Raw genomic sequence first — 12395 nt, forward strand, 5'->3', positions numbered from 1 at the left:
TCGTCGCGTAACACGCCCGCCATCCGGCCGGAGCACAATGGAGCCCGTGACCACACCGGCCCTGCTCGCGATCTCCCACGGCACGTCCTCGCCTGAAGGACAGGCCGCGGTCGCGGCGCTCGTCGACGCCGTCGCCGCACGGCTTCCCGACGTCACCGTCCGGCTCGGGCACGTCGACGTGCAGCAGCCGGATGTCGCGGCATCCCTCGGCTCCCTCCCCGAAGGACAGCCGGTCGTCATCGTGCCGCTGCTGCTGTCGGCGGGCTACCACGTGCGGATCGACCTGAAGAAGCAGAGCGCCGGACACGACGGCGTGACGATCGCGAAGGCGCTCGGGCCCGACCCCCGCCTCGCAGACCGGCTGGCGGCCCGCCTCGCGCAGCTTCGCCCCGATTCGGCGGGCGCCATCGTGCTGGCGGTAGCCGGGTCGAGCGACAACCGGGCGAACGACGACTGCCGCGTGGTGGGCGCGATGCTGGCGGAGCGCGTCGGACGACCGGTCGAGGTGGGGTTCCTAGCCGCGGCCGAACCGCGCCTCGGCACAGCCGTCGCGAATGCGCGAGAGGCGGCGGGCACGGCCATCGTTGCGAACTACCTCCTCGCGCCCGGTTACTTCCACGACCTCGCCGCGCGGGTCTCGGGCGTCTCCCCCGTGGCGCGTCCCCTGCTCGACGACGACGAGCCCGCGGCATCCCTCGTCGACATCGTCGTCGACCGCTACCGCGCCGCCGTCACGGCTTCGAAGAGTCTCTGAATCCTGGACCCCGTCCGGAAACCCACGTCACTGCAACCTCTGTGACGCACCGTTACGCACGGTGACGCCCATTGACAGCGGTCTAGGTCGTCCACGGCGGCCCTTCTACTCTCGCGGAATGGGCTCGCCAGAGTCCGTCCCGGCAAGCCCGGGTCCATCCGGAGGCCACCGTGACCCTCAGCGACATCGACACCCGCGCCGCAGCGCCGCCGCCTGCACGCGCCGGCGGGGCGACCGCGCGTCCGCCGCGGCCGTCGTCCAAGCCCAACGGGCAGTGGAAGATCGACGGCACGACGCCCTTGAACGGCAACGAGGAGTGGAAGCAGGTCGACGACGGCCTCGCCGTGCGCGAGCGCATCGAGAGGATCTACGCGAAGGGCGGCTTCGCGAGCATCGACCCGACCGACCTGCACGGCCGCTTCCGCGTGTGGGGCCTCTACACGCAGCGCAAGCCGGGCATCGACGGCGGCCGCACCGCCACGCTCGAGCCGCACGAGCTCGAGGACGCGTTCTTCATGCTGCGCGTGCGCATCGACGGCGGCCAGCTCACCACCGAGCAGCTGCGCGTCATCGCGGGCATCTCGCAGGAGTTCGGCCGCGACACCGCCGACCTCACCGACCGGCAGAACATCCAGCTGCACTGGGTCGAGGTCGAGTCCATGCCCGAGATCTGGCGCCGCCTCGAGGCGGTCGGCCTGGGCACGACCGAGGCCTGCGGCGATGTGCCCCGCGTGGTGCTGGGCTCCCCCGTCGCGGGCATCGCCGCGGACGAGCTCATCGACCCCACCCCGCAGATCGACGAGATCACGTCGCGGTTCATCGGCGACGCGTCGCTCGCGAACCTTCCCCGCAAGTTCAAGTCCGCCATCACCGGGCACCCCAGCCAGGACGTCGTGCACGAGATCAACGACGTCGCGTTCGTCGCCGTCGAGCACCCCGAACTGGGCATCGGCTACGACCTGTGGGTCGGCGGCGGTCTGTCCACGACACCGCGTCTCGGCGAGCGCCTGGGCGCCTTCGTATCGCCGGATCGAGTGGCGGATGCCTGGCACGGCGTCGCCCAGATCTTCCGCGACTACGGCTACCGACGCCTGCGCAACAAGGCGCGGCTGAAGTTCCTGCTCGCCGAGTGGGGCGCCGAGAAGTTCCGCCGGGTGCTGCAGGACGAGTACCTGGGCTACGCCCTCCCCGACGGACCCGCCGCACCGAAGCCGCTCGCCCAGGGCGACCATGTCGGCGTGCACCGTCAGAAGGACGGCCGCTTCTACGTGGGTGTCACGCCGATCGTCGGCCGCGTCTCGGGCCCGATCCTCGCCCAGCTCGCCGACCTCGTCGAGGCGCACGGCTCGACACGCCTGCGCACGACCCCGCACCAGAAGCTCGTGATCCTCGACATCCCCGAAGACCGCGTGGAGTCGCTCGTCGCCGGCCTCGATGCGCTGGGGCTCTCGGCGCGGCCGAGCCTCATCCGCCGCGGCACGATCGCGTGCACCGGCATCGAGTTCTGCAAGCTGGCCATCGTCGAGACGAAGGCCTACGCGACGGCCGCCGTGCTGGATCTCGAGCAGCGGCTCGAGCAGTTCGAGCTGCCGCATCCGATCTCCCTCCATGTCAACGGCTGCCCGAACTCGTGCGCGCGCATCCAGACCGCCGACATCGGACTCAAGGGCCAGCTCGTCACGATCGACGGCGAGCAGGTGCCCGGCTATCAGGTGCACCTCGGCGGCGGACTGGTCAGCGCCGACCGCGACGAGGCCGGACTCGGCCGCACGGTGCGCGGTCTCAAGGTGGGCGCCGACGGCATCGCCGACTACGTCGACCGCGTGGTGCGCCGGTTTCTTACGGACCGGGATGCCGCGACCGACGAGACCTTCGCCCAGTGGGCGCACCGAGCCGACGAGGAGGCTCTCCAGTGACCGCGGTGTTCGCGCCGGCGACGCGTTTCGTCGAGTGTCCGAAGCCCCGGGTCGTTGAGCGAGCGAAGCGAGACGAAACGCCCCGAGCCGACGAGGAGCCACCGGCATGAGCGTCTCCCTCGCACCGCGCCTCGGCGTCACGCGTTCCCCCGAAGAGCTCCAGGCTCTCGCCGAGCAGGGCAACCTCGAGCTCGGCAGCCTCACCGACCACGAGGCATCCGCCGCGGAGGTCATCGCGTGGGTCGCCCGCAACTTCTCCATGACGACGGCCGCGGTCGCGTGCTCGATGGCCGACGCCGCGCTGCCCCACCTCGTGGCCGAGCAGCTTCCCGGCGTCGACGTCCTGTTCCTCGACACCGGGTACCACTTCACCGAGACCCGCGCGACGCGAGACGAGGTGCAGCGCGCGCTCGACGTGCGCGTCGTCGACATCAGGCCTGGCCAGACCGTGGCCGAGCAGGATGCCGAGTTCGGGGCCCAGCTCTTCGCACGCGATCCGGGCCTGTGCTGCGCACGCCGCAAGGTCGCGCCGCTGCAGGATGCCCTCGGCGGCTACGAGGTGTGGTTCACCGGTGTGCGGCGGGACGAGGCATCCACTCGCACGTACACGCCCCTCGTGACCTGGGACGAGCGCAACGGCCTCGTCAAGGTGAACCCGGTCGCCGCGTGGAGCTTCGACGACGTCCTCGCGTACGCCGCCGCGCACAAGGCGCCCGTGAACCTGCTCGTCGGGTTCGGCTACCCCTCGATCGGCTGCGAGCCGTGCACCCGGCCCGTCGCCGCCGGCGAAGACCCCCGATCCGGCCGCTGGGCCGGGTCCTCGAAGATCGAATGCGGGCTCCACGAATGACTTTCTCGACTGTTCAGGACGTTTCGTCTCGCTTCGCTCGCTCAACGACCGCGGAGCTCGGCACGCTCGACCTGCTCGAGGCGGAGGCGATCCACGTCATCCGCGAGGTCGTCGCAGAGTTCGAGCGGCCGGTGCTGCTGTTCTCCGGCGGCAAGGACTCGGTCGTCGTCCTGCATCTCGCCGCGAAGGCGTTCGCCCCAGGCCGGGTGCCGTTCCCCGTGCTGCACGTCGACACCGGCCACAACTTCCCCGAGGTGCTGGCGTTCCGCGATGAGACCGTCGCCCGGCTCGGCGTGCGGCTCGAGGTCGCGCGCGTGCAGGACTACATCGACGACGGTCGGCTGCACGAGCGCGCCGACGGCACCCGCAACCCGCTGCAGACTCTGCCGCTGCTCGACGCCATCGCCGCCGGACGACACGACGCCGTCTTCGGCGGCGCCCGGCGCGACGAGGACAAGGCCCGCGCCAAGGAGCGCATCATCTCCCTGCGCGATGAGTTCGGCCAGTGGGATCCGCGCAACCAGCGCCCGGAGCTGTGGAGCCTGTACAACGGCCGCCACACCCCGGGGCAGCACGTGCGCGCCTTCCCCATCTCGAATTGGACCGAGCTCGACGTCTGGCGCTACGTCGAGCGCGAGCACATCCCACTCCCTCCTCTGTATTTCGCGCATGAACGCGAGGTCTATGCCCGCGACGGCATGTGGCGTCCCGTCGGCGAGTTCTCGCCCCCGCGCGCGGGCGAGACGGTCGAGCGCCGCACGGTGCGGTACCGCACGGTCGGTGACATGAGCTGCACGGGAGCAGTCGAATCGGATGCCTCGTCCCTCGCCGCCATCGTCGCGGAGGTCGCGATCTCCACCCTCACCGAGCGCGGTGCGACGCGTGCCGATGACCGCCTCAGCGAGGCGGCCATGGAGGACCGCAAGAAGGACGGGTACTTCTGATGACGAATCTCGATGGGGCTCGTCCCTCGCCTACTCGATCAGCGGGGGTGCAGGCACCGGTCGTTGAGCGAGCGAAGCGAGACGAAACGCGGCGCGTGCCGTCAGCGGGGCGTGCGACGCTGTTCAGGTTCGCGACGGCGGGCTCGGTCGACGACGGCAAGTCGACGCTCGTCGGAAGACTGCTGCACGACTCCAAGGCGATCCTCGCCGATCAGCTCGAGCAGGTCGCGCGCACCTCGGCCGAGCGCGGGTTCGCCCACGGCGCCTTCGACTTCGCCCTGCTGACCGACGGACTCCGCGCCGAGCGCGAGCAGGGCATCACGATCGACGTCGCGTACCGCTACTTCACGACCGGGTCGCGCTCGTTCATCCTCGCCGACTGCCCCGGACACGTGCAGTACACGCGCAACATGGTCACCGGGGCGACGACGGCCGACGCCGTGGTCGTGCTGGTCGACGCGCGCAAGGGCGTGCTGGAGCAGACCCGCCGTCACCTCGCCGTCGTGGCCCTGCTGCGCGTTCCGCATGTGATCGTCGCGGTGAACAAGATCGACCTGGTCGGATTCTCGGCGGGTGCCTTCACCGACGTCGCCGCGCAGGCCGAGGCGGTCGCGGCCGAGCTCGGGATCGACGATCTCCACGTCCTCCCGGTGTCCGCCCTCGAGGGCGACAACGTGGTCGACCGGTCCGACCGCACACCCTGGTACGACGGGCCGGCGCTGCTCGAGCTGCTCGAGACGCTGCCTGCGGCGGCGTTTTCACCCGACGCCCCCGAGCCGCTGCGCCTGCCGGTGCAGCTGGTGCTCCGGCCGCAGGGCGGACTCGCGCCCGAGGTCGCCGCCGACCCGGTCGAGTCTGAGCGTCTCCGCGACTACCGCGCGGTCGCGGGGCGCATCTCGTCCGGCAGCGTGCGCGTCGGTGACCGGGTGCAGCTGTTCCCCTCCGGCATCGCGACCACGGTCACCGGCATCCGCTCGTCCGGCACGCCCGTCGAGAAGGCTGTCGCGTCGCAATCGGTGTCACTCGAGTTCGCCGACGACCTCGACACCGCGCGCGGCGCGCTCGTGGTCGCCGAGGGCACGCTCCCCGCCGGCCGTCGTGAGGTCGACGTCGAGCTCTTCCAGCTCGACGCCCGGCCGACCACCCCGGGCGCGCGTGTGCTCGTCAAGCACGGCACGACCACGGTGCAGGCGATCGTCGCCCAGATCGAGTCGCGCTACGACCTCGATGCCCTCGTGCACGAACCGGCGCAGACGCTGCAGACCAACGACATCGGCCGTGCGCGCCTGCGCCTGGCCGCAGACCTTCCGCTCGAGCCCTACAGCGCGAGCCGGCACGGGGGATCGTTCCTCGTCATCCGCCCGTCCGACGGCGCCACGCTCGCCGCCGGCATCGTGCGCGACTGACGCGCACCGTCCTGCTCCACCCACTGCCATCTAAGGAGGCGAACCGTGAACACCATCCGCACCGCGACGACGATCACCACTCTGGGACTTGTGGCGGCCATGATGACCGGCTGCGCCTCCGCCGCCGGCAGCACACCGGACGCCGAAGAGGACGTCACCGAGGTGCGCCTCGGCTACTTCGCGAACGTCACCCACGCACCCGCGCTCGTCGGGCTCGAAGAAGGGCTCTTCGAGGAGTCGCTGGGCCACATCGACCTGTCGACGTCGGTCTTCAACGCCGGTCCGGCCGCGATCGAAGCGCTGACCGCGGGAGCGATCGACGCGACCTACATCGGGCCGAACCCGTCGATCAACACCTTCATCCAGTCCGGCGGTGAGTCGGCGCGCATCGTGGCCGGCGCCGCGACGGGTGGAGCCGCGCTCGTCGTCCGGCCCGACCTCGACAGTCCGGAGGATCTCGCGGGCACGACGCTCGCGTCGCCGCAGCTCGGCAACACCCAGGACGTCGCCCTTCGCGTGTACCTGGCCGAGGAGGGCTACGAGACCGACGCGTCCGGCGCCGGCGACGTGTCCATCACGCCGACCGAGAACGCGCAGACACTCACCCTCTTCCAGCAGGGTGAGATCGACGGCGCCTGGCTCCCCGAGCCGTGGGTGTCGCGGCTCGTGGTGGACGAGGGCGCCGAGGTGCTCGTCGACGAGGCCGACCTGTGGCCCGACGGCGCGTTCCCGACGACCGTCCTGCTCGTGCGCGCCCAGTTCCTCGAGCAGCACCCCGACGTCGTCGAGCAGCTTCTCGAGGGCCACGCCGCCGCGGTCCAATGGATCGCCGACAACCCCGCTGAGGCACCCGGAGTCATCAACGCGGCGATCGAGGGCGAGACGGGCAAGCCGCTGAGCGACGCCGTCATCGCTCGCGCCCTCGAGCACGTGACCTTCTCCGTCGACCCGCACGCCGAAGCATTCGAGACGCTCGTCGCGAACGGACTCCAGGCCGGCACGCAGAAGGAGGGCTCGATCGACGGGCTCTTCGACCTGCGGATCCTCAACGGCCTTCTCGCCGAATCGGGAGCCGAGCAGGTGTCGGCGGCCGGGCTCGGAGAGGACTCGCCGTGACCGCATCGGCTCCCCGGGTGACCGGTCCCGCGACGCCGCCCGTCGACGACGCGGCCCGGCGTGCCGGCTCCCAGGCGGTGCTCCTGCCGAGCTTCGACGGAGTCGCGCCGGTCCTGGTGCCCGCCGAGGCGCCGACGCCGGCGGTGCGCATCGACGGCGTCTCGAAGCGGTTCGGCACCGGGCCGCTCGTGCTCGACGACGTCACGCTCGACATCGCACCGGGCGAGTTCGTCTGCCTCTTGGGGGCGTCCGGCTGCGGCAAGTCGACGCTCCTGAATCTCATCGCCGGACTCGACCGCGCGACCGTGGGAACCATCGACACACCGGCGGAGGGTTCGGCGGTCATGTTCCAGGAGTCGGCACTCATGCCGTGGCTGACCGCGCGCCGCAACGTAGAACTGGCGCTGCGCCTGCGCGGGGTCCCGCGCGCCGAGCGCCGTGAGAAGGCACTTGCACTCCTCGACACCGTGAATCTCGCGGATGCCGCGGAGAAGCGTCCGCACGAACTGTCGGGCGGCATGCGGCAGCGCGTCGCCCTCGCCCGGGCCCTGGCGCAGGACCGACCCGTGCTGCTGATGGACGAGCCGTTCGCCGCCCTCGACGCCATCACCCGCGACCTGCTCCACGAGGAGCTCGAGCGTGTCTGGCGCGCGACCGGGCGCACGATCGTCTTCGTCACGCACAACGTGCGCGAGGCCGCGCGCCTGGGTCAGCGGGTCGTGCTCATGGGCAGCCGTCCGGGCCGGATCGTGCAGCAGTGGACGATCGCCAAGACGCGCGGCCGCCGTATCGAGTCGCCCGAGGTGGCTGCCCTGTCGGTGGAGATCACCGAGCAGCTGCGCAAGGAGATCCGTCGAAATGCCGCGTGAACTGATCGGGTCGTTGAGCGAGGAGCGCAGCGACGAGACGAAACGCGGGGAGCCGATGAGCGACGTTTCGTCTCGCACCGCTCGCTCAACGACCGATGGCGATGACCTTCGTAGCCTCGCCGCCGGACTCGACCGCCTGCAGACCGACGCCGGCCAGGCCGGAGCACGGTGGCGGCGGATCACCGAGAGCGTCGTTCCGCCGATCGTGTTCGTGCTGCTCCTCCTCGTCGCCTGGCAGCTCTACGTGGTCATCGCCCAGCCGAGACCCGACATCGTGCCGAGTCCTGTCGACGTCGCGAACGCGCTCGGCGCGGCCTGGGACGCGGGCCGATTGCAGGAGGCGGTCGCCACGAGCCTCGAACGTGGCGTCGTCGGATTCCTCATCGCGATCGCCGTCGGCACCCCGATCGGGCTCCTCTTGGCCGAGGTGCGGCCGATCCGCCGGGCAGTCGGTCCGATCATCTCGGGCCTCCAGGTCCTGCCGTCGGTGGCGTGGGTCCCCGCCGCGATCATCTGGTTCGGGCTGTCCGACGCGACGGTCTACTTCGTCATCCTGATGGGTGCGATCCCCTCCATCGTCAACGGGCTGATCGCGGGCATCGACCAGGTGCCACCGCAGCTGCGGCGCGTAGGAACGGTCCTGGGCGCATCGCGCTGGCAGCTGGCGACCGCCGTCATCCTCCCCGCAGCGCTGCCCGGCTACCTCGCCGGTCTCAAGCAGGGTTGGGCATTCTCGTGGCGCTCGCTCATGGCCGCCGAGATCATCGCCGTCGGAGGCACGATCGGGTTCGGTCTCGGCTCGATGCTGCAGCAGTCGCGCGAGCTCGCCGACCTCGCGGGCGTGCTCGGCACGATCATCCTGATCCTGTTCATCGGCATCCTGATCGAGCTGGTGTTCTTCGGACCGCTCGAGCGACGGATGCTGAAGCGTCGCGGTCTCCTCGTGTCGGGAGGCGCCCGATGACGCAGGTCGGCAAGGTCTCGCTCGTCGGAGCAGGTCCCGGCGACGCCGGGCTGCTCACCGTCCGCGGAGTCCGCGCGCTCGAGCGAGCCGACGTGATCGTCGCGGACCGGCTGGGCGCCCGCGGCGTGCTCGACGGTCTCGCCGCGGAGGGCGTGGAGCTGACCGCCGAGGTCGTCGACGTCGGCAAGCTCCCCGGCCACCACGCCGTGCCGCAGGACGCCATCAACGCGCTGCTCGTCCAGCTCGCCCGTGACGGAAAGCAGGTCGTGCGGCTCAAAGGCGGCGATCCGTACGTCTTCGGGCGCGGGGGCGAGGAGCTCGTCGCCTGCCGGCAGGCCGGCGTCGACGTCGAGGTCGTGCCGGGCATCACCAGCGCCATCTCGGTGCCCGCGATCGCCGGCATCCCACTCACGCATCGCGGCCTCGCGACCGCGTTCACCGTCGCGACCGGCCATGACCAGATCCAGGACCTCGGCGGGGGCCGCGACCACACCGTCGTGCTGCTGATGGGTGTCGGCACGCTCGCGCACTCCGCCCTCATCCTCGCCCGCGGAGCGCGCGGCGCCGACTGCCCGGTCGCGATCGTCGAGGACGGATACGGCCGAGGGCAGCGGGTCACCGTCGGAACGCTCGCGACGATCGCCGCGCAGGCGGCCACCCGCGGCGTCCGCTCGCCCGCCGTCGTCGTCGTGGGCGACGTCGTGCGCCTCAGCCCCTACGCCCCCGACGCTCTCGCGACCGCGAATCTCTCGACCTTCAACCCTCTCGCCTCGCCCGTCACACCCGGCGACGCCACCGGAAAGGCCCCCGCACCGTGACCTCTTCGTCTCTCGACAACCTCCGCGTCGCGATCGTCGGCGCCGGCCCGGCGGGCATCTACGCCGGCAACATCCTGGCCACCTCCGTTCGCGAAGCCGGTGGGCGCGTCGCGATCGACCTCTTCGAGTCGCTGCCCGCGCCGTACGGTCTGATCCGCTACGGCGTCGCGCCCGACCACCCGCGCATCAAGGGCATCGTGACGTCGCTGCACGAGATGCTCGACGCCGCCTCGGATGTCGGCGACCGTCGGAGCATCCGCTTCCTCGGCAACGTCGAGGTCGGGCGAGACATCGCGCTCGAGGAGCTGCACGAGCGCTACGACGCCGTGATCCTGGCAACCGGCGCCATTCGCGACGCCGCTCTCGACATCCCCGGGATCGACCTCCCCGGCTCCTACGGCGCGGCCGATTTCGTCGCCTGGTTCGATGGACACCCGGATGTGCCCGCCGACTGGACCCTCGACGCACGCGAGGTCGCCGTGATCGGCAACGGCAACGTCGCACTCGATGTGGCGCGTGTGCTCGCGAAGCACCCGGAGGACCTGCGGTCGACCGAGATCGCCGACAACGTGCTGGCCGGGCTCGAGGCATCCGCTGTCACCGACGTCCACGTGTTCGGGCGACGCGGGCCGGCGGACATCAAATTCACGCCCATCGAGCTGCGCGAGCTCGGCGAGGTGCCCGGTGTCGACATCGTCGTGCACGACGAGGACTTCGCCCACCTCGAAGGCGTGACACCCGCGACGAATCAGCTCAAGGTGATGCTGCGCATCCTCGACGGCTGGCGCTCCCGAGCATCGACCGGCGCGAGCCGCCGTCTGCACTTGCACTTCTACCACTCGCCCGTCGAGGTGCTTGGGGCAGATCGCGTCGAAGCCATGCGCTTCGAGCGCACCGAGCCCACCGGCGACGACGGCGTGCGGGGCACGGGCGAGTTCCGTGAGGTCCCGGTGCAGCAGATCTACCGCGCCGTCGGCTACTACGGCACGCCCGTCGTCGACGCGCCGTTCGACGACGGCCGCGGCGTCGTCCCCAATGCGGAAGGGCGGGTCGAAGGCCCGGCCGGGCACGTCCGCGGCCTGTACGCGACGGGCTGGATCAAGCGCGGCCCCGTCGGCCTGATCGGCCACACGAAGTCGGACGCGATGGAGACGGTCGCCCACCTCGTCGCCGACGCAAGGGACGGGCGGCTCGACGCGCCCACGCTCGATGCCGACGTCGTCGACCTGCTCGATGCGCGGGAAGTCGCATACACGACGTGGGACGGCTGGCTCGCGCTCGACGCCCACGAGCGCGAACTCGGCGACACCCACCGGCACCAGCGCGAGCGGGTCAAGGTCGTCCCGCGCGATGAGCAGGTCGCGATCTCGCGGTCCGGGGCGCTGATCGGCACATGACCTACGTCATCGCGCTGCCCTGCGTCGACGTGAAGGATCGGGCGTGTATCGATGAGTGTCCGGTGGACTGCATCTACGAAGGCGACCGGTCTCTGTACATCCATCCCGACGAGTGCGTGGACTGCGGAGCCTGCGAGCCGGTGTGCCCCGTCGAGGCCATCTACTACGAGGACGACCTGCCCGACGAGTGGCAGGACTACTACAAGGCCAACGTCGAGTTCTTCGAGATCTCGACCGCCTCGATCCCACCTGTGGGCTCGCCCGGCGGCGCCGCCAAGGTGGGTGTGATCCACCTGGACCACCCGGTCATCGCCGCATTGCCTCCGCAGGGAGTCGGACATGACTGAATCGGCATACGACTCGTCGTCGGTGCCGGTCGAGGTCGACGTCGTCGTGATCGGCGGCGGTCCGGCCGGGCTCTCGGCGGCGCTCAACCTCGGCCGCTCGCGCTCGTCCGTGGTCGTGGTGGACGCCGGCCGTCCGCGCAATGCCGCGACCCTTCGCTCGCACGGATTCCTCACGCGCGACGGCGTGCCGCCGCTCGAGCTGCGCAAGCTCGCGCGCGCCGAGTTGGGCGCCTACCCGTCGGTCAGGGTGCTGGACCGTGCGGTCGTGACGGCCCTGCTGCCGACCGATGCCCCGAACGGCATGCGCTTCATCGCCGCACTGAAGGGTTCGGTCGGGCGCACTCCCCCGGCCGTCGCGGCGCGGTCGGTGCTCGTGGCGACGGGCATGCGCGAGACCCTGCCGGCCATCCCGAGCCTGCGCGCGTTCTACGGCATGTCGCTCTTCAGCTGCGCCGCGTGCGATGCGTGGGAACTCCAGGATCGCCCCCTGGCCCTCATCGGCGAGACGCCGGATCTCGCGGTCCGCGCCCGCCTCATCGCCCGGTGGACCGACCGGCTCACCGTGTTCACGAACGGTGCCGAGGTGGTCGACACCGTCGAAGAGGCCGAGCTCGCGGCATCCGGAATCGTGGTCGAACGCCGGTCCATCGACGACCTCGAGGGCGAACGGGGCGCCGTATCTGCGGTGCGCCTCGCGGACGGCGCGCGTATCGAGATCGCGGGCGGATTCGTCCGGCCGCACTGGCAGCCGGCGCTGGAATTCCTGTCCGGACACGACGTCGAGCGCGATGAGGACGGCACCCTCGCGGTCGACCGCTCGGGACGCACGTCGGTGCCCGGCCTGTATGCCGCGGGGGACGCCGCATCCCCCGGTCCGCAGCAGCTCATCGTGGCCGCGGGCCAGGGCGCGCGCGCGGCCGCGGTGCTCGTGCACGACGCCGTCGGCGTGCGCACCGCCCACTGACGACGTCACACCGGCGGCCCGCGGCGAGCGGGCCCACGTGTCGCGTGCAG

Annotated in this window: 12 protein-coding genes; all 12 read left to right on the forward strand. The window is 71.1% G+C overall.

Annotated features, from left to right (window positions below; all coding sequences use genetic code 11):
* Positions 1–37: 37 nt before the first annotated feature.
* Positions 38–754, forward strand: coding sequence for a sirohydrochlorin chelatase (locus JX005_RS10000; RefSeq protein WP_214467342.1), 717 nt, complete (start codon positions 38–40; stop codon positions 752–754).
* Positions 755–924: 170 nt separating this feature from the next.
* Positions 925–2670, forward strand: coding sequence for a nitrite/sulfite reductase (locus JX005_RS10005; protein WP_372447334.1), 1746 nt, complete (start codon positions 925–927; stop codon positions 2668–2670).
* Positions 2671–2776: 106 nt separating this feature from the next.
* Positions 2777–3520 carry a phosphoadenylyl-sulfate reductase gene (locus tag JX005_RS10010; protein ID WP_214467343.1) on the forward strand — a complete coding sequence of 248 codons (744 nt, stop codon included), beginning with the start codon at positions 2777–2779 and terminating at the stop codon, positions 3518–3520.
* Positions 3517–4464 (forward strand): sulfate adenylyltransferase subunit CysD, encoded by a 948-nt coding sequence (gene cysD / locus JX005_RS10015; RefSeq protein WP_246533802.1) that lies wholly within the window; start codon positions 3517–3519, stop codon positions 4462–4464. Before JX005_RS10010 ends, cysD begins: the two co-directional genes overlap by 4 nt.
* Positions 4465–4559: 95 nt before the next feature.
* The gene (locus tag JX005_RS10020) at positions 4560–5870 is read left to right on the forward strand and encodes a sulfate adenylyltransferase subunit 1 (protein ID WP_307858552.1); all 1311 of its coding nucleotides are present in this window, start codon (positions 4560–4562) and stop codon (positions 5868–5870) included.
* A gap of 45 nt (positions 5871–5915) precedes the next feature.
* Positions 5916–6986 carry an ABC transporter substrate-binding protein gene (locus JX005_RS10025; protein ID WP_307858553.1) on the forward strand — a complete coding sequence of 357 codons (1071 nt, stop codon included), beginning with the start codon at positions 5916–5918 and terminating at the stop codon, positions 6984–6986.
* A 116-nt stretch (positions 6987–7102) separates the two neighbouring features.
* On the forward strand, positions 7103–7855 hold the full coding sequence (locus JX005_RS10030) for an ABC transporter ATP-binding protein (RefSeq protein WP_307858561.1): 753 nt from the start codon (positions 7103–7105) through the stop codon (positions 7853–7855).
* Between the two features lie 55 nt (positions 7856–7910).
* Positions 7911–8819 (forward strand): ABC transporter permease, encoded by a 909-nt coding sequence (locus JX005_RS10035; protein ID WP_214467468.1) that lies wholly within the window; start codon positions 7911–7913, stop codon positions 8817–8819.
* The gene (gene cobA / locus JX005_RS10040) at positions 8816–9637 is read left to right on the forward strand and encodes a uroporphyrinogen-III C-methyltransferase (RefSeq protein WP_214467345.1); all 822 of its coding nucleotides are present in this window, start codon (positions 8816–8818) and stop codon (positions 9635–9637) included. Before JX005_RS10035 ends, cobA begins: the two co-directional genes overlap by 4 nt.
* Positions 9634–11034 carry an FAD-dependent oxidoreductase gene (locus tag JX005_RS10045; RefSeq protein ID WP_214467346.1) on the forward strand — a complete coding sequence of 467 codons (1401 nt, stop codon included), beginning with the start codon at positions 9634–9636 and terminating at the stop codon, positions 11032–11034. Before cobA ends, JX005_RS10045 begins: the two co-directional genes overlap by 4 nt.
* Positions 11031–11381, forward strand: coding sequence for a ferredoxin (fdxA, locus tag JX005_RS10050; protein ID WP_214467347.1), 351 nt, complete (start codon positions 11031–11033; stop codon positions 11379–11381). Before JX005_RS10045 ends, fdxA begins: the two co-directional genes overlap by 4 nt.
* Positions 11374–12345, forward strand: a complete 972-nt coding sequence (locus JX005_RS10055; RefSeq protein ID WP_214467348.1) for an NAD(P)/FAD-dependent oxidoreductase — start codon at positions 11374–11376, stop codon at positions 12343–12345. The genes fdxA and JX005_RS10055 overlap by 8 nt, the downstream gene beginning before the upstream one ends.
* Positions 12346–12395 lie beyond the last annotated feature (50 nt).

The sequence above is a fragment of the Microbacterium flavescens genome (assembly GCF_018588945.1).
In the GTDB taxonomy this organism is placed as follows: Bacteria; Actinomycetota; Actinomycetes; order Actinomycetales; family Microbacteriaceae; genus Microbacterium; species Microbacterium flavescens.